At 58.6% G+C, this 23,867-nt stretch carries 15 protein-coding genes, 2 tRNA genes and 3 rRNA genes; 11 read left to right on the top strand and 9 right to left on the bottom strand.

From position 1 onward, the window contains the following. Positions 1-9 precede the first annotated feature (9 nt). The 6 genes from ACXX81_RS13700 to ssuD all read right to left on the bottom strand — a co-directional run bounded on the left by ACXX81_RS13700 (position 10) and on the right by ssuD (position 5,137). Entirely contained in the window at positions 10-570 is a 561-nt protein-coding gene (locus tag ACXX81_RS13700) for a DUF6162 family protein (protein ID WP_458571882.1), read from the bottom strand. After that, the gene (locus ACXX81_RS13695; RefSeq protein WP_458571881.1) at positions 567-896 is read right to left on the bottom strand and encodes a hypothetical protein; all 330 of its coding nucleotides are present in this window, start codon (positions 894-896) and stop codon (positions 567-569) included. The genes ACXX81_RS13700 and ACXX81_RS13695 overlap by 4 nt, the downstream gene beginning before the upstream one ends. After that, positions 893-1,429: a PA2404 family protein gene (locus ACXX81_RS13690; protein ID WP_322213228.1), complete on the bottom strand. Its 537-nt coding sequence runs from the start codon at positions 1,427-1,429 to the stop codon at positions 893-895. The genes ACXX81_RS13695 and ACXX81_RS13690 overlap by 4 nt, the downstream gene beginning before the upstream one ends. Next, complete coding sequence (locus ACXX81_RS13685) at positions 1,426-2,619, bottom strand: PepSY-associated TM helix domain-containing protein (protein ID WP_458571880.1); 1,194 nt, start codon at positions 2,617-2,619, stop codon at positions 1,426-1,428. The genes ACXX81_RS13690 and ACXX81_RS13685 overlap by 4 nt, the downstream gene beginning before the upstream one ends. A gap of 245 nt (positions 2,620-2,864) precedes the next feature. Further along, complete coding sequence (locus ACXX81_RS13680) at positions 2,865-3,965, bottom strand: sigma-54 interaction domain-containing protein (RefSeq protein WP_231423248.1); 1,101 nt, start codon at positions 3,963-3,965, stop codon at positions 2,865-2,867. 32 nt (positions 3,966-3,997) lie between these two features. Then, the gene (gene ssuD / locus ACXX81_RS13675) at positions 3,998-5,137 is read right to left on the bottom strand and encodes an FMNH2-dependent alkanesulfonate monooxygenase (RefSeq protein WP_209980813.1); all 1,140 of its coding nucleotides are present in this window, start codon (positions 5,135-5,137) and stop codon (positions 3,998-4,000) included. 254 nt (positions 5,138-5,391) lie between these two features. Between ssuD and ACXX81_RS13670 the strand changes: the two genes are divergently transcribed. The 3 genes from ACXX81_RS13670 to ACXX81_RS13660 all read left to right on the top strand — a co-directional run bounded on the left by ACXX81_RS13670 (position 5,392) and on the right by ACXX81_RS13660 (position 8,911). Then, the gene (locus ACXX81_RS13670; protein ID WP_458571879.1) at positions 5,392-5,661 is read left to right on the top strand and encodes a hypothetical protein; all 270 of its coding nucleotides are present in this window, start codon (positions 5,392-5,394) and stop codon (positions 5,659-5,661) included. 232 nt (positions 5,662-5,893) lie between these two features. Then, positions 5,894-7,054, top strand: coding sequence for a cysteine desulfurase family protein (locus ACXX81_RS13665; RefSeq protein ID WP_458571878.1), 1,161 nt, complete (start codon positions 5,894-5,896; stop codon positions 7,052-7,054). A gap of 48 nt (positions 7,055-7,102) precedes the next feature. After that, the gene (locus ACXX81_RS13660) at positions 7,103-8,911 is read left to right on the top strand and encodes a M24 family metallopeptidase (RefSeq protein ID WP_458571877.1); all 1,809 of its coding nucleotides are present in this window, start codon (positions 7,103-7,105) and stop codon (positions 8,909-8,911) included. 98 nt (positions 8,912-9,009) lie between these two features. Here the strand turns inward: ACXX81_RS13660 and ACXX81_RS13655 are convergent, their stop codons facing one another. Both ACXX81_RS13655 and rhtA read right to left on the bottom strand, forming a co-directional pair. Next, positions 9,010-9,291 (bottom strand): hypothetical protein, encoded by a 282-nt coding sequence (locus ACXX81_RS13655; protein WP_209980821.1) that lies wholly within the window; start codon positions 9,289-9,291, stop codon positions 9,010-9,012. A gap of 166 nt (positions 9,292-9,457) precedes the next feature. Next, positions 9,458-10,345, bottom strand: a complete 888-nt coding sequence (gene rhtA, locus ACXX81_RS13650) for a threonine/homoserine exporter RhtA (protein ID WP_458571876.1) — start codon at positions 10,343-10,345, stop codon at positions 9,458-9,460. Between the two features lie 684 nt (positions 10,346-11,029). Here rhtA and ACXX81_RS13645 point away from each other — a divergent pair. The 7 genes from ACXX81_RS13645 (at position 11,030) to ACXX81_RS13615 (ending at position 19,015) form a co-directional block, all read left to right on the top strand. Beyond that, a 16S ribosomal RNA gene (locus tag ACXX81_RS13645) occupies positions 11,030-12,566 on the top strand. Between the two features lie 124 nt (positions 12,567-12,690). Then, positions 12,691-12,767, top strand: a tRNA-Ile gene (locus tag ACXX81_RS13640). 10 nt (positions 12,768-12,777) lie between these two features. Next, positions 12,778-12,853, top strand: a tRNA-Ala gene (locus ACXX81_RS13635). Positions 12,854-13,090: 237 nt separating this feature from the next. Then, positions 13,091-15,982: ribosomal RNA gene (locus ACXX81_RS13630) — 23S ribosomal RNA — on the top strand. 172 nt (positions 15,983-16,154) lie between these two features. Beyond that, positions 16,155-16,270, top strand: a 5S ribosomal RNA gene (rrf, locus tag ACXX81_RS13625). The 16S, 23S and 5S rRNA genes sit together here with 2 tRNA genes alongside, the layout of an rRNA operon. A 234-nt stretch (positions 16,271-16,504) precedes the next feature. Continuing rightward, on the top strand, positions 16,505-18,397 hold the full coding sequence (gene mrdA, locus ACXX81_RS13620; protein ID WP_458571875.1) for a penicillin-binding protein 2: 1,893 nt from the start codon (positions 16,505-16,507) through the stop codon (positions 18,395-18,397). Between the two features lie 150 nt (positions 18,398-18,547). Beyond that, positions 18,548-19,015 (top strand): SRPBCC family protein, encoded by a 468-nt coding sequence (locus ACXX81_RS13615; RefSeq protein WP_458571874.1) that lies wholly within the window; start codon positions 18,548-18,550, stop codon positions 19,013-19,015. A gap of 41 nt (positions 19,016-19,056) precedes the next feature. Here the strand turns inward: ACXX81_RS13615 and ACXX81_RS13610 are convergent, their stop codons facing one another. Continuing rightward, positions 19,057-21,282 carry a TonB-dependent receptor gene (locus ACXX81_RS13610; protein WP_458571873.1) on the bottom strand — a complete coding sequence of 742 codons (2,226 nt, stop codon included), beginning with the start codon at positions 21,280-21,282 and terminating at the stop codon, positions 19,057-19,059. 218 nt (positions 21,283-21,500) lie between these two features. Between ACXX81_RS13610 and ACXX81_RS13605 the strand changes: the two genes are divergently transcribed. Continuing rightward, the gene (locus tag ACXX81_RS13605; protein WP_458571872.1) at positions 21,501-23,858 is read left to right on the top strand and encodes a DNA polymerase II; all 2,358 of its coding nucleotides are present in this window, start codon (positions 21,501-21,503) and stop codon (positions 23,856-23,858) included. The last annotated feature ends 9 nt before the right edge of the window (positions 23,859-23,867 follow it).

Below are 23,867 nucleotides of genomic sequence, written 5' to 3'. Positions count from 1 at the left end.
TCTTCTCGTTCAGTGACGGTGCTGGCGGGTGACGCCGGCATCGAATTGCGCAACCACCTGCCGCCAGCCGGCGGCGATCAGCGCCTGGTCAGCAAGGTCGGAGGGTGCGGCGAGGTTGGCGTTGCGGTTGAGCCAGATATCCGGCTCGCTGCCCTGCACGCGCATCAGCAGTGAACCGCTGGTGGTCGGTGCCTGGCTCAGGCCCAGGTAGGCCGCCGGCGCCAGCAACTGCCAGCGATGGTCGCCACGGCTGACCGAGCTTGCGTCCTGGGCAAATGGCGCGAACCCTTCTTCGGCCAGTTGCTCAGGCGTCGGCAGCGCGCTTTGCTCCTGTTGCAGCAGATGGATTTCATCCAGGGTCACCCGCAGGTCGGCGTAGATGCCTTGCTCGGCGGCGCTAAGGTCGCGGCGGGCATCCCACTGATGGCTGGGCACGGCGGCCACTTCGCGGGATTCACCATGCACCGCCACCACGCTGCCCGCCACCGCCAGAATGATCAGGCACAGCAGCAGCACGTAGAGGGTTTCGTGGCCGGCCCCCGCGGGGCGTACAACCTGTGTGGTACTCATTGCGGCTGGATATCCGCTTGGTCGATTTCCACCACATGGCCGGGGCCCGCATCGAACAGCACATAGAACTCGGCCGAAGGCTTCTTGAAGGTCAGGGTCGAATCCTCGCCGAGCTTGCCCGGCACCAGGATGGTCTCGTCGTAGCCGATCACGTCCAGGGTCACGCCGGGTGCGCCGCTGCCGTCGGAAAATCCGCCTTTGCACTGGATCTGCTCGCCGGGGATTTCCTTGCATTCGCACATCGGGTTGTGAGCCAGCGCCGGGCTACTGAAGCCGGCGCACAGCAGCAGCACTACGGCGACGCGGGCCGGATGCATCATGTTCATGGTTTGACTCCTTGCTTGTTCAGCCAGGCGATGGTGGCAGGCGAGGCCTGGCTCAGCGGGATGGAACCCTGGTGCATCGTGCCGTCCCAGCCTTCCATGGTGACCCACAGTTCAGCGTCGGCCGGCGTGCGCTCCGGCACGGGCAGGGCGGCGCCCATGCGGTACGGCGTACCGAAGAAGATCACCCCGGCGGCGCGCAGGCTGCGGGGTTTGCCGATACGCAGGTAGGTGGCCTTGACCTGTTCGGCGCAGTTGTCGCACAGGGCGGCGTTGAAGAACTTCATCGGGCCGGCCGGGTCCGGGCTTGGGCCCTCGTTGCGAAATTCGGCGAGTGTCAGGCTCCAGGGCCCGACCTGCACCTGGCCGGCCACCCGTTCGCCCAGGCCGGTGTCGCCGCGAAACAGCGCGGCGTCGGCAAAGTACTTGGGCATGAAACCCAGGGGGATCAGCAGCAGCAGGACATTGATGTGGAAGCGCCATTTGAGCCAAAAGGCGCGCAGTGGCGAGGGCGGTACGGCAGCGACCTTGCTCATGAGTGGACCTGCGAGGACTCGATCGGTTTTGCAATCTGCGCCCGCTGCCCTTTGGCTTCGCGCTTGAGGGCGTTGAGCGTGGCCAGCGCCGTGCGCTTGGTCCAGATCAACAGGCCGCTCAACACCATCATGCTCAGTACGAGGCCGAAGAAGGCCCAGATCAATTTGATCCACAGCCCGCCAAAATCACCGGTGTGCAGCGGGCGCATGGATTCGGTGACGAACTCCAGCGTGCTGCGGTCGGACAATAGGTGCGACACGGCGATTTCGCCGTTATAGGGGTTCAGTTGCGCGGTCTGGAACATCAGCGGGTACCAGCCCCGGCCGCCGATCTGCAGGTGGCTATAGGCATTGAGCGGCAGGAAGGCGAAGGTGGCATCCAGCCCGGGAATGCGCTGGGTGGCGATTTTGATCGCCTCGTCCAGCGCAATCATGGGCACCGGCACGCCGGGGGCCGACAACGGCACCTTATCGCGGGCTATCACCGGCACGATGGGCTCGCTGGAGATGGATATCTGGTTGTCGCCCAGGATCGCCTGGATCAGGAACCAGGTGCCGGTGATGGAGATCACTGCGATGAACCAGATCGACCAGATCCCGCTGAGGCGGTGAAAGTCGCCCCAGAAAATGCGCGCGCCATGGCGGATGCGCAGGGTCGGGCGCAGGAAGCCTTTCCAGAAGCGCTTGTACACCACCAGCCCGGTGATCAGGGACGCCAGCAGCGGCAGACCGAGCAGCGACACCAGGTACCAGCCCCAGCTGTAGCCATGGGTGAACGGCACCAGCCACCAGCCGTGCAGGGCGCGGGTGAATTGCTGGAAGTTGAACGACGGGCTGATGCCCTGGATCGTTCCGGTGTACGGGTTGGCGTAGGCCTCCACTGTGCGGCCGTCGGGGTAGCTGAGGCCGACGGTCAGGGCAAAGTGCGATTCATCGGGGCGGATGATCGATCGCACGATCGCCTTGGGCTCGTCGCGCCCGATGGCAGCGATCACCTGGTCGAAGCTCAGCGGTTGGGCATCATCCGACGGTTTGCTCGCACGGATGTCCGGGTTGGCCAGCCACACGATTTCCTGGCTGACCACTGCCAGGGTGCCGGTGACGCAAACGATCAGCACAAAGAACCAGATGGGCAATGCCAGCCAGCTGTGTACGAGAAACCAGAGTTTTGAACGTGACTTCTTCGACATGTCAATGCGGGTCTTGATGGGGGAGGGCGATGCAGGCCCGGGAAAGGCCGGTCGTAGCTTTTGCTGACGCGACAGGCTGTATCTAAGTTAAGACGGATGAGGATAAGAAATCCCCAAGGCGCAAATGAAAGAAAATGTTTCAGGCGGTCACGCGGATGCCCTTGTGGGAACGGGCAAGCCCGCGCCCACATGAGTTCGTCCTATATTTATCGGGGGGGGAGAGGGGCGACGCGTTGCACCGCCGCCTAAACGGACAGGTGCAGTACTCGTTCGCCCTGCATGTTTTCGCCGGGCCGCCGTTTGTTCACCGCCAATTCGCCGATCTTGATCAAGCGCGTGCGCGTCACATTACGGCTCAGGCCCAGCAGACTGGCGGTGTGCACCTGGTTGTAATGGCTGAAGCGGTAGGCGGCGCGCAGCAGCGCGTCTTCGACTTTTTCATGCAGGGCGCCGGCCTGCTCTTCGAACAACTTTTGAAAGGCGCGGGCCAGCAGGGCTTCGGCACTGTTGTCGATGTGCTGGCTGTCGTCCTGGCGCTCGATGCGCAGGTTCGACAGGCGCAGGTCGTCGCGTTCGATCACGCGGTTACGGCAGATCAGCAGGGTGTGATGGATGACGTTTTCCAGCTCACGGATGTTGCCCGGCCAGCTGTAGCTCTTGAGTTTCTGCTCGGCCTCACGGCTGATGCTGATCGAACCGTAGCCCAGGCGCCGGCTGTAGGCTTCGATAAAGTGCCGCACCAGCGGCATGATATCGCCGGGGCGTTCGCGCAACGGGCTGAGCTCCAGGCTGACCACGTCGAGTCGATAATAAAGGTCCTCGCGAAAGTGCCCGGCGTTGATGGCTTTTTCCAGTTGCACGTTGGTGGCCGCGAGCACGCGCACATCGATCGGGATGCTCTTGCGCGATCCCAGGCGCACCACTTCGCGCTCCTGCAACACGCGTAATAACTTGACCTGGATCGCCATCGGCAAATCGCCGATCTCATCCAGGAACAGCGTGCCGCCATCCGCCTCTTCGAACCAGCCAGCCTTGGCGCCAAGGGCGCCGGTAAACGCGCCTTTTTCATGGCCGAACAGTTCGGCTTCCACCAGCGATTCGGAAAACGCGCCGCAGTTGACCGCCACAAATGGCCGGTTGCGTCGCGCGCTGAGGTTGTGGATATGGCGCGCCACCAGCTCTTTACCGGTGCCGGTCTCGCCGATGATCAGCACACTGGCTTCGCTGGGCGCCACTTGCTGAATATGGTCGAGCAGCGCTTGGGATTTGGGATCTTCGAACACCTGGGCCGTGGCGCGGATCGAGGTGGCGAGGGCGGGCGAGGGCGGTAGGGTCAAAAGCTGCATGGTTTGCTCACTCTTTTTGTTTGGCGAAGATCTCAGGTCTTGGCGGGCAGTACATCGTTGGCAATCATTTCGCCAAACGGTCCCGTCAGGTTGGTAACGCCGCGGCCGGCCAGGCTGGCGTACGGTTCCGGCAGCAGGGGAAAGACCAGCTCGGCGAACCGATAGGCCTCTTCCAGGTGCGGATAGCCGGAGAAAATAAAGCTCTCGATCCCGAGGTCGGCGTATGCCTTGATGCGTTCGGCCACCTGCTGGGGGTTGCCCACCAGTGCGGTGCCGGCGCCGCCACGTACCAGGCCGACGCCAGCCCACAGGTTGGGCGCGATTTCCAGGTTGTCGCGACGCCCATCGTGCAAGGCGGCCATGCGGCGTTGGCCTTCGGAGTCGAAGCGCGAGAAGGATTTTTGCGCGGCGGCAATGGTCTCGTCGCTGATGTGTTCGATCAGTTTGTCGGCGGCTTTCCAGGCCTCTTCTGCGGTTTCGCGCACGATCACATGCAGGCGGATGCCGAACTTCACCGTTCGGCCATGGCGCGCGGCGCGCTCGCGAACGTCAGCGAGTTTTTCTGCGACAGCGGCCGGCGGCTCGCCCCAGGTGAGGTACACGTCAACCTGTTCGGCGGCGAGGTCGTGGGCGGCGTCGGAGGAGCCACCGAAGTACAGCGGTGGATAGGGCTTTTGCACCGGTGGGTAGAGCGCCTTGGCGTTTTGCACGCGCAGGTGTTTGCCTTCGAAATTGACCGATTCGCCCTGCAAGACGCGGCGCCAGATTCTGAGAAACTCGTCAGAGACTTCGTAGCGTTCGGCGTGGTCGAGAAAGCTGCCGTCACCACGGTTTTCATCCGGATCGCCGCCGGTGACCACGTTGATCAGCAAGCGACCGTTGGACAGGCGATCCAGAGTGGCAGCCATGCGTGCCGAGACAGTGGGCGAGATGATGCCAGGGCGAATCGCTACCAGATAACGCAGGCGTTCCGTCAGCGGTACCAGCGCCGAGGCGATGACCCAGGAGTCTTCGCACGAGCGACCGGTAGGAATCAACACGCCGTAGTAACCCAGGCTGTCGGCCGCCTGGGCGACCTGCTTCAGGTAATTGAGCGTGACCGGGCGAGCACCCTGGGTAGTGCCCAGGTAATGACCGTCGCCATGTGTTGGCAGAAACCAGAAAACATCCATGACAGATCCTTGAGCGATATTCAGCAGGGAGATGGCGCATGCGCTTTTAAAGGCGGCATTAGTTATAGAAGGTTATGTTTATTCCGTAAATGAACGTATTTCTCTATTTATAGAACGTAATTGAATATGAGTGTTTTCCTGTCGAAGCGGCCGAAACGGTTGATAGCGACTATCACGGGCGGTGATTTTTCACCTGGAGGGGGCGGGAGTAGCCTGTGTTCATTGACTCGCAACCGACTTCCAGGGCCATTGCCATGAACCGTTCACTCGCCGTTTTGCTACTGCTCGTTACCTCTGTGCTGGCCGGATGTGCGACGCATCCGGCGCCGCAATTGCGTCCCTTTACTGCTGAAGAAACCCGCCAGTTGGCGCTGGAAGCGTTGAGCCGTCGCAGTTTGTCGTTTGATGATTATCAGCAGCAGCGCGCCGCACTGACCCGGCAGTCGCCCAAGCCGATCGGTTTTGATCGCCAGGGCGAAATGAATGCAGAGCGCAGCGTCAAGTTGTTGGGTCGTCCCAGTTGAGCGTGCAGCCGGCGGCAAAAAGCCCGAGGTTTCCAGGGAGGAATCTCGGGCTTTTTGTTTGCCATGGGATCACTTCAGCCTGTTAAGCTGATTTTCAGGACCGTTCCTACGCACATTTACATACAGTGGCCCTTCTTCAATGGCACTTGATCGGTTAAACCTGACGAACTCTGTTCTGGTCAATGCCCCGGGATGTTGCTCTCGGTAATACGCTCTGCGAGTTTTTAACGTCATGAATAAACGTCCGTTGTATTTCGACTACGCCGCCACCACACCGGTGGATGAGCGCGTGATCCAGGTGATGGTCGAGTGCCTGGGCTTCAATGCCAACTTCGGCAACCCCGCGTCCAGTTCCCATGCGTTTGGCCAGGCGGCCCGGCATACGGTTGAGCAGGCACGTGGCCAGGTGGCCGAGTTGGTGGGTGCCCGGCCCGAGCAGATCGTCTGGACCTCCGGCGCCACTGAGTCCAGCAACCTTGCGATCAAGGGTGTGGCCCAGGCGCGTGGAGTGCCGGGTGGGCATGTCATCACCAGCCAGATCGAGCACAAGGCCACGCTGGATACCGCTCGGCAACTGCAGGACACCGGCGTGGCGGTGACCTACCTGGTGCCGGACGCCGATGGTCTGATCAGTGCCGATGCGGTCAGCGAAGCGTTGCGCGAAGACACTTTTCTGGTCTCGCTGATGCTGGTGAACAACGAGCTGGGCACCCTCAACGACATCCCGGCCATCGGCGCGCGCGTGCGAGCGCATGGCGCGTTGTTCCATGTGGATGCGGCGCAGGGTGCGGGCAAGGTGGCTATCGACCTGGCCCAGTGGCCAGTGGATCTGATGTCATTTTCCGCTCACAAGCTTTACGGTCCCAAGGGGATCGGTGCGTTGTATGTCGGGCCCCGTGCGCAGCAGAAGGTGCTGGCGCAGATTCACGGTGGTGGTCACGAGGGTGGTCTGCGTTCCGGCACTTTGCCCACGCACCAGATTGCCGGCATGGGCACGGCATTCGCCCTGGCGGCGCGGTCTTTTGCTGAAGAGAAGGCACAGATCGCGGCCTTGCGTCAGCGCTTGCTGGATCAACTGCAGTCAATTGCGGGCTTGCGCCTCAATGGCAGCCCTACGCAACGTATTCCCCACACGTTGAGCCTCACGTTCAGTGAAGGCGAATTCAATTCCGCTGCACTGAGTGCGGGCATTGCGTTTTCAGCGACGTCGGCGTGCAACTCGGCAAGCAACGCGCCGTCCCATGTTCTTCTAGCGTTGGGGCATGATGCGCGTGCTGCCGGTCGTACCATTCGCTTGAGCCTCGGTCGGTTTACCACCGAGCAGGATATCGATGAAGCCGTGCAACTGATCAAGGCAGCAGTCGCCAGTGCACCGGCATTCTGGGCTGTCTGAGTTTTGATTCGCACACATAATAATGATGAGTGGTTAGCAGGAGACACAATGAGTACGCAGCCTTTGACCCATGGCACGGTGCCCCGGCGCCTGGCAGTTACCCGTGAACTGATGAGCCGCGAGGGCATTCATGCTCTGCTGGTGCCCTCGGCCGACCCGCACTTGTCCGAATACCTGCCGGGTTACTGGCAGGGCCGCCAATGGTTGTCGGGGTTTCATGGCTCGGTGGGAACGCTGATCGTCACTGCGGATTTTGCCGGCGTATGGGCAGACAGTCGCTACTGGGAACAGGCGACCAAGGAGCTCAAGGGCAGCGGCATCGAGCTGGTCAAGCTGCAACCGGGTCAACCCGGCCCACTGGAATGGCTGGCCGAACAGACTCCCGAAGGCGGTGTGGTGGCAGTGGATGGCGCAGTAATGGCCGTGGCCTCGGCGCGTACCCTGGGCGGCAGGCTGGCCGAGCGGGGCGCGCGCTTGCGCACCGATATCGATGTGCTCAGTGAAGCCTGGCAGGACCGACCGGCGCTGCCAAATCAGCCGATTTACCAGCATCTGCCGCCGCAGGCGACCGTCAGCCGTGGCGAGAAGCTTGCCGCTCTGCGCGCCAGCCTGGCAGAAAAGGGTGCCGATTGGCATTTCATCGCGACCCTGGATGACATTGCCTGGTTGTTCAACCTGCGCGGCGGCGACGTGTCGTTCAACCCGGTGTTTGTGTCCTTTGCCTTGATCAGCCAGCAACAGGCCACCTTGTTTGTGGCCCTGAGCAAGGTCGATGCCGAGCTGCGTGCCGTGCTCGAGCAGGATGGCGTGACCCTGCGTGATTACAGTGAGGTGGCCGATGCGCTGCGTGCAGTGCCGTCAGGTGCGAGCTTGCAGATTGATCCGGCACGGGTGACGGCGGGTTTGCTGGAAAACCTCGATGCTGACGTCAAGTTGGTGGAAGGCCTCAACCCGACCACGCTTGCCAAATCCCGCAAGAGTCTGGCCGACGCGGAACATATCCGTCAGGCGATGGAGCAGGATGGTGCGGCCTTGTGCGAATTTTTCGCCTGGCTGGACAGCGCTCTGGGGCGTGAGCGTATTACCGAGTTGACGATTGATGAGCACCTGACCGCTGCGCGTGCGCGTCGCCCGGGTTATGTGTCGCTGAGTTTCAACACCATTGCCGCGTTCAACGCCAATGGCGCGATGCCGCACTACCACGCGACTGAAGAAGAGCATGCGTTGATCGAGGGTGATGGCTTGCTGCTGATCGACTCGGGCGGCCAATACCTGGGGGGCACCACGGATATCACGCGGATGGTGCCTATCGGTACGCCGAGTGAAGAGCAGAAGCGCGACTGCACGCGGGTGCTCAAGGGCGTGGTTGCCTTGTCACAGGCGCATTTTCCCAAGGGCATTCTGTCGCCGTTGCTGGACGCCATCGCACGCGCGCCGATCTGGGCTGAAGGTGTTGATTACGGTCACGGCACTGGTCACGGTGTAGGTTATTTCCTCAATGTGCACGAAGGTCCTCAGGTGATTGCCTATCAGGCCGCCGCCGCGCCACAGACGGCGATGCAACCGGGGATGATTACGTCCATTGAACCTGGCACGTATCGTCCGGGCCGCTGGGGGGTGCGCATCGAGAACCTGGTGTTGAACCGTGAGGCGGGTAAAACCGAGTTCGGTGAGTTCCTCAGGTTTGAAACCCTGACCCTGTGTCCGATTGATACGCGTTGTCTGGAGGCGTCGTTGCTGACGGTTGACGAGCGCGCATGGCTCAATGCTTACCATGCCGAGGTGCGTGAACGTTTGAGCCCATTGCTCAATGGCGCCGCGCTGGAGTGGTTGCTGGTGCGTACCTTGGCTATTTGAGAGGTTGCGGTTGGGGCGCCCGGGTAAGGGCGCCGTTGCGGCGATGGTCGAGTGGGCTAGGCTATACAGAAGCAGTCATGGGCGGACTGCTCAGGCGATTACTTGCAGATGACGATCATGCTGCGACTGGTGTAACCGGCAGGGTTGAGGCCGAACGGATAGTCCCCGGGTTCTTCGGAGTTTTCGCCGGACTTGGCGATCACCCGGTAGCCCTTGGCGCCGCATGCGTTGGCCGCACTGGTGTAGCACTGGTCCCAGGAGGAGGACAGGCCGGAACAGTTGATATGCAGCCCTTTTTTGCCCCGCTTAACTTCTGTCTTGGTAGTCGCGGCACAGCCTGAAACGGCCACGATCACTAACAGTATCAAAATTCGCTTCATTCGCATCCTTAATAGCCGCTTGGCAAAACTGCTTGAAGCAGGCTGTGTTCGCTCTCGATTGTGCGTCCGCGCTGTCCTTGTCGAAACTCTCCATGAATGCTATTCGTTTACGCCCTAAACATGGCCTAAAAGAGCAGTAAATACCATCCCCGGTGTTGAAAGATGATCAGTCGACAGGCACCAGCGGTTTGGCTTGGTTACGCATCGTCAGGGTTGCGCCTGTGGACGCCAGGATGATGCAGGTGATGGCCATCCATTGCGCGAAGGAGAGGTGTTCATGCAGAAAGAGCAAACCCGACAGCGCGCCGAATGCGGGTTCGATGCTCATCAGTGTGCCGAATGTGCGGGCAGGAAGACGGGTGAGCGCGACCATCTCGAGGGTGTAGGGCAGGGCGGTTGAGAGAATAGCTACGGCGATGGCGACGGGTATCAAGGCTGGCGTCAACAGTGCGCTGCCGGCGTGCACGATACCGATCGGTGCGACGAACAGGGCAGCGATCATTACACCCAGCGCTGCGGTCTGGACGCCATTGTCATTACCGGCCTTTTGCCCGAACAGTATGTAGAGCGCCCAGCACGCGCCTGCGCTCAGCGCGTAGGCAGCACCTGTCAGGTCAATGCTATTGCTGGCTTCGCCGGTTGGTATGAGCAGGAGCAGGCCGATAATCGCTAGCGCGATCCATAGAAAATCTATTGCCCTGCGCGAGGCGTAGATCGCCACAGCGAGAGGGCCGGTGAACTCGAGGGCTACTGCAATACCCAGGGGGACGGTGCGCAGCGACATATAGAAGAGGAAGTTCATGCCGCCCAGCGCTATCCCGTAGATGAACACGGTGCGCAGCGATCTCGCCGTAAACGTGGCGCGCCACGGACGTAATATGAGCAGCATGATAATGCTGGCGAAAATCAGGCGCAAAGTGGTGGTGCCTTGTGCGCCAACGACCGGGAACATGCTTTTGGCCAGCGAGGCACCGGTTTGGATCGAGGCCATGGCTATTAACAGGAGGCCTACCGGGAACAGCGTCGATGCCAGGCTGCGGGTTGCGGTGATCATTAAGAAAGTTTGTCCAGGGTTATAAAGGCAGAGGACGCTATGATGCTCAAGTGTGGCTTGATGAGCAATATATTGCTCAACGCAACGTGCCTATAAAGAGTGGCCTGCTCAAATTGGTATGGATTGATAGAAGATCCAAATTAAGGGTTGACGGCAGATTCTGGAAGTCTATAATTCGCCCCACTTCCGGCGCAGTCGAAACGGAAAACTCCTTGGTAAACAAGTAGTTACGCAAGATTCGACAGTGAGTTGCTTCAGTTCATCGAAGTCCAGAAGAAGTTGATAGTGCGGTGTTGTCTGGCGCTATTAACGTTTCGATCTTCTCGGTCGAAAGCGGAGAAAAAGAGGTGTTGACAGCAGCGTGTAACGCTGTAGAATTCGCCTCCCGCTAACGAGAGATCGGAAGCGCAAGTGGTTGAAGTTGTTGAAGAATTCTTCGAAAGCTTCTGAAAATAATCACTTGACAGCAAATGAGGCTGCTGTAGAATGCGCGCCTCGGTTGAGACGAAAGATCTTAACCAACCGCTCTTTAACAACTGAATCAAGCAATTCGTGTGGGTGCTTGTGGAGTCAGACTGATAGTCAACAAGATTATCAGCATCACAAGTTACTCCGCGAGAAATCAAAGAATAACCAACGATTGCTGAGCCAAGTTTAGGGTTTCTTAAAAACCCAAAGATGTTTGAACTGAAGAGTTTGATCATGGCTCAGATTGAACGCTGGCGGCAGGCCTAACACATGCAAGTCGAGCGGTAGAGAGAAGCTTGCTTCTCTTGAGAGCGGCGGACGGGTGAGTAATGCCTAGGAATCTGCCTGGTAGTGGGGGATAACGTTCGGAAACGGACGCTAATACCGCATACGTCCTACGGGAGAAAGCAGGGGACCTTCGGGCCTTGCGCTATCAGATGAGCCTAGGTCGGATTAGCTAGTTGGTGGGGTAATGGCTCACCAAGGCGACGATCCGTAACTGGTCTGAGAGGATGATCAGTCACACTGGAACTGAGACACGGTCCAGACTCCTACGGGAGGCAGCAGTGGGGAATATTGGACAATGGGCGAAAGCCTGATCCAGCCATGCCGCGTGTGTGAAGAAGGTCTTCGGATTGTAAAGCACTTTAAGTTGGGAGGAAGGGCAGTTACCTAATACGTGATTGTTTTGACGTTACCGACAGAATAAGCACCGGCTAACTCTGTGCCAGCAGCCGCGGTAATACAGAGGGTGCAAGCGTTAATCGGAATTACTGGGCGTAAAGCGCGCGTAGGTGGTTTGTTAAGTTGGATGTGAAATCCCCGGGCTCAACCTGGGAACTGCATTCAAAACTGACTGACTAGAGTATGGTAGAGGGTGGTGGAATTTCCTGTGTAGCGGTGAAATGCGTAGATATAGGAAGGAACACCAGTGGCGAAGGCGACCACCTGGACTAATACTGACACTGAGGTGCGAAAGCGTGGGGAGCAAACAGGATTAGATACCCTGGTAGTCCACGCCGTAAACGATGTCAACTAGCCGTTGGAAGCCTTGAGCTTTTAGTGGCGCAGCTAACGCATTAAGTTGACCGCCTGGGGAGTACGGCCGCAAGGTTAAAACTCAAATGAATTGACGGGGGCCCGCACAAGCGGTGGAGCATGTGGTTTAATTCGAAGCAACGCGAAGAACCTTACCAGGCCTTGACATCCAATGAACTTTCTAGAGATAGATTGGTGCCTTCGGGAACATTGAGACAGGTGCTGCATGGCTGTCGTCAGCTCGTGTCGTGAGATGTTGGGTTAAGTCCCGTAACGAGCGCAACCCTTGTCCTTAGTTACCAGCACGTAATGGTGGGCACTCTAAGGAGACTGCCGGTGACAAACCGGAGGAAGGTGGGGATGACGTCAAGTCATCATGGCCCTTACGGCCTGGGCTACACACGTGCTACAATGGTCGGTACAGAGGGTTGCCAAGCCGCGAGGTGGAGCTAATCCCACAAAACCGATCGTAGTCCGGATCGCAGTCTGCAACTCGACTGCGTGAAGTCGGAATCGCTAGTAATCGCGAATCAGAATGTCGCGGTGAATACGTTCCCGGGCCTTGTACACACCGCCCGTCACACCATGGGAGTGGGTTGCACCAGAAGTAGCTAGTCTAACCTTCGGGAGGACGGTTACCACGGTGTGATTCATGACTGGGGTGAAGTCGTAACAAGGTAGCCGTAGGGGAACCTGCGGCTGGATCACCTCCTTAATCGACGACATCAGCTGCTCCATAAGTTCCCACACGAATTGCTTGATTCATTGAAGAAGACGATAGAAGCAGCTTTAAGCTCCAAGCTGATAGCTCTTAGCTAATCAGTTACGCGCTCGAAATTGGGTCTGTAGCTCAGTTGGTTAGAGCGCACCCCTGATAAGGGTGAGGTCGGCAGTTCGAATCTGCCCAGACCCACCAATTTTGTTATGGGGCCATAGCTCAGCTGGGAGAGCGCCTGCCTTGCACGCAGGAGGTCAACGGTTCGATCCCGTTTGGCTCCACCATTAACTGCTTCTGCTGTTAGAGTTTAGAAATGAATATTCTGACGTGAATATTGATTTCTAGTCTTTGATTAGATCGTTCTTTAAAAATTTGGGTATGTGATAGAAAGATAGACTGAACGTTACTTTCACTGGTAACGGATCAGGCTAAGGTAAAATTTGTGAGTTCTCTTAACTGAGAAATTCGAATTTTCGGCGAATGTTGTCTTCACAGTATAACCAGATTGCTTGGGGTTATATGGTCAAGTGAAGAAGCGCATACGGTGGATGCCTTGGCAGTCAGAGGCGATGAAAGACGTGGTAGCCTGCGAAAAGCTTCGGGGAGTCGGCAAACAGACTTTGATCCGGAGATGTCTGAATGGGGGAACCCAGCCATCATAAGATGGTTATCTTACGCTGAATACATAGGCGTAAGAGGCGAACCAGGGGAACTGAAACATCTAAGTACCCTGAGGAAAAGAAATCAACCGAGATTCCCTTAGTAGTGGCGAGCGAACGGGGACTAGCCCTTAAGTGGCTTTGAGATTAGCGGAACGCTCTGGAAAGTGCGGCCATAGTGGGTGATAGCCCTGTACGCGAAAATCTCTTAGTCATGAAATCGAGTAGGACGGAGCACGAGAAACTTTGTCTGAATATGGGGGGACCATCCTCCAAGGCTAAATACTACTGACTGACCGATAGTGAACTAGTACCGTGAGGGAAAGGCGAAAAGAACCCCGGAGAGGGGAGTGAAATAGATCCTGAAACCGTATGCGTACAAGCAGTGGGAGCCCACTTTGTTGGGTGACTGCGTACCTTTTGTATAATGGGTCAGCGACTTATTTTCAGTGGCGAGCTTAACCGAATAGGGGAGGCGTAGCGAAAGCGAGTCTTAATAGGGCGTCTAGTCGCTGGGAATAGACCCGAAACCGGGCGATCTATCCATGGGCAGGTTGAAGGTTGGGTAACACTAACTGGAGGACCGAACCGACTACCGTTGAAAAGTTAGCGGATGACCTGTGGATCGGAGTGAAAGGCTAATCAAGCTCGGAGATAGCTGGTTCTCCTCGAAAGCTATTTAGGTAGCGCCTCATGTATCACTGTAGGGGGTAGAGCACTGTTTCGGCTAGGGGGTCATCCCGACTTACCAAACCGATGCAAACTCCGAATACCTACAAGTGCCGAGCATGGGAGACACACGGCGGGTGCTAACGTCCGTCGTGAAAAGGGAAACAACCCAGACCGTCAGCTAAGGTCCCAAAGTTATGGTTAAGTGGGAAACGATGTGGGAAGGCTTAGACAGCTAGGAGGTTGGCTTAGAAGCAGCCACCCTTTAAAGAAAGCGTAATAGCTCACTAGTCGAGTCGGCCTGCGCGGAAGATGTAACGGGGCTCAAACCATACACCGAAGCTACGGGTATCACGTAAGTGATGCGGTAGAGGAGCGTTCTGTAAGCCTGTGAAGGTGAGTTGAGAAGCTTGCTGGAGGTATCAGAAGTGCGAATGCTGACATGAGTAACGACAATGGGTGTGAAAAACACCCACGCCGAAAGACCAAGGTTTCCTGCGCAACGTTAATCGACGCAGGGTTAGTCGGTCCCTAAGGCGAGGCTGAAAAGCGTAGTCGATGGAAAACAGGTTAATATTCCTGTACTTCTGGTTATTGCGATGGAGGGACGGAGAAGGCTAGGCCAGCTTGGCGTTGGTTGTCCAAGTTTAAGGTGGTAGGCTGAGATCTTAGGTAAATCCGGGATCTTAAGGCCGAGAGCTGATGACGAGTGTTCTTTTAGAACACGAAGTGGTTGATGCCATGCTTCCAAGAAAAGCTTCTAAGCTTCAGGTAACCAGGAACCGTACCCCAAACCGACACAGGTGGTTGGGTAGAGAATACCAAGGCGCTTGAGAGAACTCGGGTGAAGGAACTAGGCAAAATGGCACCGTAACTTCGGGAGAAGGTGCGCCGGTGAGGGTGAAGGACTTGCTCCGTAAGCTCATGCCGGTCGAAGATACCAGGCCGCTGCGACTGTTTATTAAAAACACAGCACTCTGCAAACACGAAAGTGGACGTATAGGGTGTGACGCCTGCCCGGTGCCGGAAGGTTAATTGATGGGGTTAGCTAACGCGAAGCTCTTGATCGAAGCCCCGGTAAACGGCGGCCGTAACTATAACGGTCCTAAGGTAGCGAAATTCCTTGTCGGGTAAGTTCCGACCTGCACGAATGGCGTAACGATGGCGGCGCTGTCTCCACCCGAGACTCAGTGAAATTGAAATCGCTGTGAAGATGCAGTGTATCCGCGGCTAGACGGAAAGACCCCGTGAACCTTTACTATAGCTTTGCACTGGACTTTGAATTTGCTTGTGTAGGATAGGTGGGAGGCTTTGAAGCGTGGACGCCAGTCTGCGTGGAGCCAACCTTGAAATACCACCCTGGCAACTTTGAGGTTCTAACTCAGGTCCGTTATCCGGATCGAGGACAGTGTATGGTGGGTAGTTTGACTGGGGCGGTCTCCTCCTAAAGAGTAACGGAGGAGTACGAAGGTGCGCTCAGACCGGTCGGAAATCGGTCGTAGAGTATAAAGGCAAAAGCGCGCTTGACTGCGAGACAGACACGTCGAGCAGGTACGAAAGTAGGTCTTAGTGATCCGGTGGTTCTGTATGGAAGGGCCATCGCTCAACGGATAAAAGGTACTCCGGGGATAACAGGCTGATACCGCCCAAGAGTTCATATCGACGGCGGTGTTTGGCACCTCGATGTCGGCTCATCACATCCTGGGGCTGAAGCCGGTCCCAAGGGTATGGCTGTTCGCCATTTAAAGTGGTACGCGAGCTGGGTTTAGAACGTCGTGAGACAGTTCGGTCCCTATCTGCCGTGGACGTTTGAGATTTGAGAGGGGCTGCTCCTAGTACGAGAGGACCGGAGTGGACGAACCTCTGGTGTTCCGGTTGTCACGCCAGTGGCATTGCCGGGTAGCTATGTTCGGAATAGATAACCGCTGAAAGCATCTAAGCGGGAAACTAGCCTCAAGATGAGATCTCACTGGAACCTTGAGTTCCCTGAAGGGCCGTCGAAGACTACGACGTTGATAGGTTGGGTGTGTAAGCGCTGTGAGGCGTTGAGCTAACCAATACTAATTGCCCGTGAGGCTTGACCATATAACACCCAAGCAATTTGACTACTCCTGACTTGGAAACAAGTAGAAGCATCAGATTGCGGTGTGTGAAGACGAGATGAACCGAAAGTTCGACGCTCACAAAACACCGACAGCTGTCACATACCCAATTTGCTGAAGCGAGGCCCTCTGGCCGCGACTCAGTACCCGAATTTCTTGACGACCATAGAGCATTGGAACCACCTGATCCCATCCCGAACTCAGTAGTGAAACGATGCATCGCCGATGGTAGTGTGGGGTTTCCCCATGTGAGAGTAGGTCATCGTCAAGATTAAATTCCGAAACCCCATTTGCGAAAGCAGATGGGGTTTTGTTTTGGGCGTTGGAAAAGTATTCACTAAACGTGCACCGTTTTGATCGACGTCCGACGTCATCACCGACCTGCCGTTCGGGAAATCGATGCAAAGTGTTTCTGCATTTTTGGTATGGTGCACCACCTTTTCACAAGGATTGATCTCTTTCCGCAGGATGCGGCGTCGACCTTCTTCAACGAGATGCTGTAGAAATGCCAGGACCCATACCGATCAAAGATCACGAAAAAGAAAATAGCTTGGTCAACAAGCGCCTGCTGGCCTGCGCCCTGCTGGTGATTGGCATCACCTGTGCCCTGGTGGGCCGCTTGTATTTCCTGCAGGTGGTGCAGTTCGATTACCACTCCACGATCTCTGAAAACAACCGTGTCCATGTTCTGCCCATCACCCCAACCCGCGGCCTTATTTATGACCGTAACGGCGTGGTGCTGGCTGACAACCGTCCCAGTTACAACCTCACCATCACCCGGGAGCGCGCCACTGATCTCAAGGGGGAGCTGGACGCCATCGTCAGCCTGCTGCACTTGCCTGCCGAAGACCGTGCGGTATTCGACAAGGCATTGAAGCAGGCACGTCATCCTTTCGTTCCTGTCACATTGTTTTACGAACTGACGGAAGAACAGATCGCTCTGTTTGCGGTTAACGAATTCCGTCTGCCCGGAGTGGATGTCGAACCTCAGTTCGTTCGGCATTACCCGCTCGGCGCGCATTTCGCACACTCCATCGGCTACGTTGGTCGTATCAACGAGAAAGAATCCAAAGCCCTGGATTCGGTGGAGTACCGTGGCACCCAGTCCATCGGTAAAACCGGTATTGAACGCTTCTACGAATCCGAGTTGCACGGTCATGTCGGCTATGAAGAAGTCGAGACCAATGCCCAGGGCCGTGTATTACGAGTGCTGAAGCACACTGATCCGATCCCCGGTAAAAATATTGTCCTGAGCCTCGACGTTCACCTTCAGGAAGCCGCCGAAGAGGCCCTGGGCGACCGTCGTGGCTCGGTGGTCGCTCTCGATCCGCAAACCGGCGAAGTACTGGCCATGGTCAGCAAACCCAGTTTCGATCCGAACCTGTTCGTCACCGGTATCAGTTTCAAGGAGTACGCCGCACTGCACGACTCCATTGACCGACCGCTGTTCAACCGCGTCCTCAGAGGCTTGTACGCCCCAGGCTCAACCATCAAGCCGGAAGTGGCCATCGCGGGCCTGGACAGTGGCGTCGTCACCCCGCAAACCCGTGTGTTCGACCCGGGCTACTATCAACTGCCGGATTTCGATCACAAATACCGCAACTGGAACCACAGTGGCGACGGCTGGGTGGACATGGATGCGGCGATCATGCGCTCCAACGACACCTACTTCTACGACCTCGCCCACAAGCTGGGCATCGACCGCCTGCACGACTACCTGTCCGAATTCGGCCTCGGCCAGAAAGTCTCGCTGGACATGTTCGAAGAGTCCGCAGGACTCATGCCATCTCAGGCCTGGAAGCGCGCGACCAGACGTCAACCCTGGTTCCCCGGCGAAACCGTGATCCTCGGTATCGGCCAGGGCTATATGCAGGTCACGCCGTTGCAGTTGGCCCAGGCCACGGCCTTGATCGCCAACAAGGGCGTGTGGAATCGGCCGCATCTGGCCAAGACCATCAACGGTGTGCCGCCGGTGGACGAAAACCCGATGCCCAATGTCGTTCTCAAGGATCCGCGTGACTGGGAGCAGGTCAATCACGGCATGCAACTGGTGATGCACGACCCGCGCGGCATCGCTCGGGCTGCGGCACAGGGTGCGCAATACCGCATCGCCGGCAAGAGTGGTACGGCGCAGGTGGTGGCGATCAAGCAGGGCGAGCGTTACAACCGCGACAAGACCCTGGAGCGCCATCGTGACAACGCCTTGTTCGTCGGCTTCGCGCCGGCCGAGCACCCTAAAATCGTGATCTCGGTGATGATTGAAAACGGCGAAGCCGGCGGACGCGTGGCCGGCCCTGTGGTCAGGCAGATCATGGACGCCTGGCTGCTCGACCAGGAGGGCCACCTGAAGCCGCAGTACGCGACGCCGAGCAAGGCGCCAGGTGACCCGCGCGTCTAGATCAAGCCGTTAGCGCGCAGATTACAAAAGCAACTTCCCTGCAACGGGTCAGTCATAACCATTGGCTTGGTCAAGGACGGGGGCATCATCGCGCGCAACCCGGGTTGCGCATCTGTCGATGTCACCTAAGGTCAATGGAGGAGGTGACTTATGCACGTATTGGATCGCATCGAGCGGAAAATTCTGCTCAACGCTTCACGTAAAAAGGTGTGGGAAGCACTCACCGATGCCGAGCAATTTGGCGCCTGGTTCGGCGTTGCCCTCAAGGGCAAGCGCTTTGTCGAAGGGGAGACCGTCGAAGCGCCGATCACTTATCCGGGCTACGAACATGTGGTCTGGAAAGCCAGAATCGAACGCATCCTGCCGCAAACCGTGTTCTCTTTCCATTGGCATCCCTTCGCGGTGCTGGAGGGCGTCGACTACGACAACGAAACCCCGACGCTGGTGGAATTTACCATCGAGGACCGTGCACCAGGCATTTTGTTGCGGGTGGTCGAATCCGGTTTCGACAAGGTGCCTGAAGCCCGTCGTCAGAAGGCGTTCAAGATGAACTCCCGTGGCTGGGACGACCAGATGGGCAATATCGAAAGCTACCTGGGCGCCGCTCGCCAGGCGTGACCCAAGCGGGCATCGATAGCGATGCCCGGTTTCGATGGCGATTAAAAATCGATCGTCGCCGACAACTTGGCAACACGCGGTTCACCCTGACTCAGGTAACCCCCCAACGCCGACTCCCAGTATTTCTCATTGGCGACATTCTCCACATTGGCGCCAAGCGTCACATCGCGCTGATCCACCTTGAAGGTATAGCGCGCACCCAGGTCGAAGCGATTCCAGGCCAGCAGACTCAGGTTGTTGGCCGCATCGGCATACTGGCCGCCAGTGCGCAGCATGCGACCGCTGAGGGTTGCGCCCTGCAGGCCCGGCACATCCCAATCCACCCCCGCATTGAGCTGGAACGAAGGCACACCGATTGCGCGATTGCCGTCGTTGGCGCCATTGAGCGTGTCCTTGAGCTCGGTCTTCATTACCGTTACGCCACCGAGCAAACGCAAACCACTCACAGGCTCACCGAAGACATTCAGCTCCACCCCCTGGTTGATTTGCTGGCCTTCGCGCACATAGGCGGCGGTGGTCGCGCCAGTCTGGATCGAGTAACCATCACTCGGCTGCTCGATACGGTACACACCCAGCGTTGCGCCGTAGGTGCCCATGTCCAGTTTTACCCCCGCTTCAGTCTGTTTCGAGCGGGCGGGCGCGTAGGCTTGTGCACCATTGGTCACCGTCAGGCCACCGGACGACACCGGCGCCGTCGGCCCCTGGGTCAAGCCTTCGATATGGTTGGCATAAAACGACACATGCTCCCAGGGTTTGAACACGATCCCGTAAACCGGCGTGTTGATTGACGCCGTGTAGTTGGAGCTGCGCGGGCCGGAACCATACGCATAGTTCTGCATGACCATTTCCTGATGGCGCAGCCCTGCGGTGAACAGCAGACGGTCATCCAGGAAACCAAAGGTGTCAGAGATGGCCGCACTGCGCACGAACGTCTTGGCGGTGATGCCGGGGTCACCCAGGTCACCGCCGTTCACCGTGCCGCGCAGCGGTTGTGCAATGTCGCTGGAAGGGTGGTAGAGGTTGCTGGCATTGGGCGTAAAGTCGAACTCGTAGGCATTGCGCGCCTGCGTCCAGGTGCCTGTCAGGCCGAGGTTCAGTTGGTGGCTGACCGCACCGGTCTGGAACTTGCCATTGAGACCGGTCATCAGGCTGGTGTTGTCTTCCTGATGGGCGATGCGCGAACCGGTCACCTTGGCCGTGCCCAAGTTATCGGTCAGGGTCACCGACGAATAGCGCCCGCTTTCATTGGTGTGTTTGGCGCCGGCGGCAAGGTAGGCGGTCCAGGTGTCGTTGAGGTCGTATTCGCCGCGCAGCATGCCCAGCGTGTCCTCGATGTTGGTCGCGTTCCAGCGTGGCGCGTAGTTGGTATCGGCCGAGGGTGCACTCGGGATGTGGGTGACGCCGGTGCCCAGGAACACCGAGTTACGGCCGCCGTTGACGCGCTGTTTCTGGTAAACGAAATCACCCGATAAACGCAGGGCATCGCCACGATAATCCAGGCCGACGGCGAACAGCTTGGCCCGCTGGTTCTCGTCATCAATGCCGGTATCCCCTTCGCGCTGGGAAATATTCACCCGCGCGCCAAACCGATTGCCCTCGCCAAACCGCTGGCCCACATCCAGATGCTCGCCCACCCGGCCATCACTGCTGATATCGGTGCTGAAGCGGCGCAGCGGCACATCATCGGCGCGTTTGGGTTGCAGGTTCACGCCGCCGCCAATGCCCGAGCCGCCCGGCGTGACGCCGTTGATAAAGGCATTGGGGCCCTTGAACACTTCCACGCGCTCCAGCGCGTCGGTGGACATGATCTGACGTGGCAGAATGCCGTACAGGCCGTTGAAGGAAATGTCGTCACCATTAAGTGGCAGGCCGCGAATCACAAAGACCTGCGCCTGGTTTGCATACCCCGAGGCCTGACGCACGGACGAGTCGTTGAGCAGCACATCGGCCACCGTTTCGGCCTGCTGGTCGCGGATCAACTTCTCGGTATAGGCCGCCATGCTGAACGGCACATCCATGATGTCCTGATTGCCCAGCACACCCAATTGGCCACCGCGTGCCACCTGTCCGCCGCTGTACGCCGGTGGCAGCGCGTTCGGCGCGGGTGCGTCGGCGCTGATGTTGGTGGCGCCCAATTCCAGTGTGTTGCCGTCCTGGCGCGTAGTCGGATCGGCCGGGGTAGCAGCCTGTGCGGTAAGGCTCAGGGAGCAGCAAAGGGCGAGCAGGGTAGGGCGAAACGGCACGGCGAGTCGGTTACAGGTGGGCATGGTCGATCCTGACGGAGAACCGTCAATGTGAGGGAAAAGGGCAACAGCGTTGCGCGTCCTCACTGCGCGGATACGACTCCGGCGCAAATGATAGTAATTGTTATTAGCGTTTTGCAACAAATTTGTCAGATTAGGCTCCGCGCGAACGTTAACCTGCCGCGTCCGGCCGGATGCCGGGTAGAATCACGCCCTGAACGCAATGTTTGAGGTGCGGCACGGTGGATTTACAGCAGGGTTTCGTCCTGACCCGGCATTGGCGCGACACCCCGGAGGGCACGCAGGTCAGCTTCTGGCTGGCCACCGACCAGGGGCCCAGGTTTGTCCGCCTGCCCGTACAGACCTCGGTGATGTTCATCCCCGAAGCCCATCGCAAACCGCTCGACTGGCTGCTCAAGGACGAGCGCGACATCGAGCTGCGGCCGTTGCAGTTGTGCGATTTCCATCACCGCCCGGTCCTTGGCCTGTATACGCGCCAGCACCGCCAGGCAATGGACCTGGAAAAGCGCCTGCGCACCGCCGGCGTTGACGTCTACGAGGGCGACGTGCGCCCGCCCGAGCGCTACATGATGGAGCGCTTCATCACCGCCCCGGTGTGGTTCGGTGGCACCCCCGATGCCGACGGCACCTTGCTCGACGCGCAGATGAAACCCGCCGCCGACTACCGCCCGCCGCTCAAGCTGGTGTCCCTGGACATTGAAACCACCGCCCAGGGCGATCTCTATTGCATTGGCCTGCAAGGTTGCGGCGAGCGTCAGGTGTACATGCTCGGCCCGCCGAACAACGCCTGCGAGGTGGACTTCAAGCTCGACTACTGCGACACCCGTGCTCAACTGATCGAGGCCCTCAACCTCTGGCTCGCCACCCATGATCCCGATGCGATCATCGGCTGGAATGTGGTGCAGTTCGACCTGCGCGTGCTCCACGAACATGCCCAGCGCCTCAATGTGCCGCTGATGCTTGGTCGTGGCGACGAGCCGATGGCGTGGCGCGAACATGGCAGCCGCAATCATTACTTCGCCGCCGCCGCCGGGCGCCTGATCATCGACGGCATCGAAGCCCTGCGCTCGGCCACCTGGAGTTTTGAGTCCTTCAGCCTGGAAAACGTCGCGCAAACCCTGCTCGGCGAAGGCAAGGATATTTCCACGCCGTATCAGCGCATGGACGAAATCAACCGCATGTTCGCCGAGGACAAGCCCGCCCTGGCGCGCTACAACCTCAAGGACTGCGAGCTGGTCACGCGGATCTTCGCCAGGACCGAGCTGCTCAAGTTCCTGCTGGAGCGGGCCAGCGTCACCGGGTTGCCGGCCGACCGCAACGGTGGTTCCGTCGCCGCCTTTACCCACCTGTACCTGCCGCTGATGCACCGTCAGGGCTTCGTTGCGCCGAACCTGGGCGACAAACCACCCCAGGCCAGCCCCGGCGGCTTTGTCATGGATTCGCGTCCGGGCCTGTATGAATCGGTGCTGGTGCTGGACTACAAAAGCCTCTACCCGTCGATCATCCGCAGCTTCCTGATCGACCCGGTGGGCCTGATCGAAGGTCTTAAGCACCCCGACGACAGCGACTCGGTGGAAGGTTTTCGCGGCGCGCGTTTTTCCCGCACCCGGCACTGCCTGCCCGCTATCGTCGCGCGGGTTTCCGAAGGCCGCGAGGTGGCCAAGCGTGAGCGCAACGCGCCGCTGTCCCAGGCCCTGAAAATTATCATGAACGCCTTCTACGGCGTCCTCGGTTCCAGCGGTTGCCGGTTCTTCGACACGCGCCTGGCCTCGTCGATTACCCTGCGGGGCCATGAAATCATGCGCCAGACCCGCAAGCTGGTTGAAGCCCAGGGCTATGAAGTGATCTACGGCGACACCGACTCTACCTTCGTCTGGCTCGGCAGCGCCCACGCCCAGGAGGACGCCAGCCGCATCGGCCAGGCGCTGGTCGCCCACGTCAACGAGTGGTGGCGCGCGCACCTGCAGACGGCGTTCGGCCTGCACAGTGCACTGGAGCTGCAGTTCGAGACCCACTTCACGCGCTTTCTGATGCCGACCATCCGTGGCGCGGAGGAGGGCAGCAAGAAACGCTACGCCGGACTGGTGGTGCGCGCCGACGGCAGCGAAGAGATGGTCTACAAGGGCCTCGAGACCGTGCGCAGCGACTGGTCGCCCCTGGCCCGGCGGTTCCAGCAGGAGCTTTACCAGCGCATCTTCCACCGCCAGCCCCATCAGGATTACATTCGCGACTACGTGCGCCGCACCGTGAGCGGCGAGTTCGATGAACTGCTGATCTATCGCAAACGTCTGCGCCGGCGCCTGGACGACTACGAGCGCAACGTGCCGCCCCATGTACGCGCCGCGCGCCTGGCTGATGACTACAACGACCGCCTGGGCCGCCCGCGCCAGTACCAGCGTGGCGGCTGGATCAGCTACGTGATCAGCGTCAACGGCCCGGAGCCGCTGGAAGTGCGGCAGGCGCCGATCGACTACGATCACTACGTGACGCGACAATTGCAGCCGGTGGCGGAGGCGATCCTGCCGTTCGTGGATGACGATTTCAGCACCCTGGTCGGCGGACAGATGGGGCTGTTTTGAAGGAGGCAG

It is taken from the genome of Pseudomonas sp. GNP013 (genome assembly GCF_054343995.1).
This window is presented reverse-complemented; position numbering and strand designations above follow the sequence as displayed.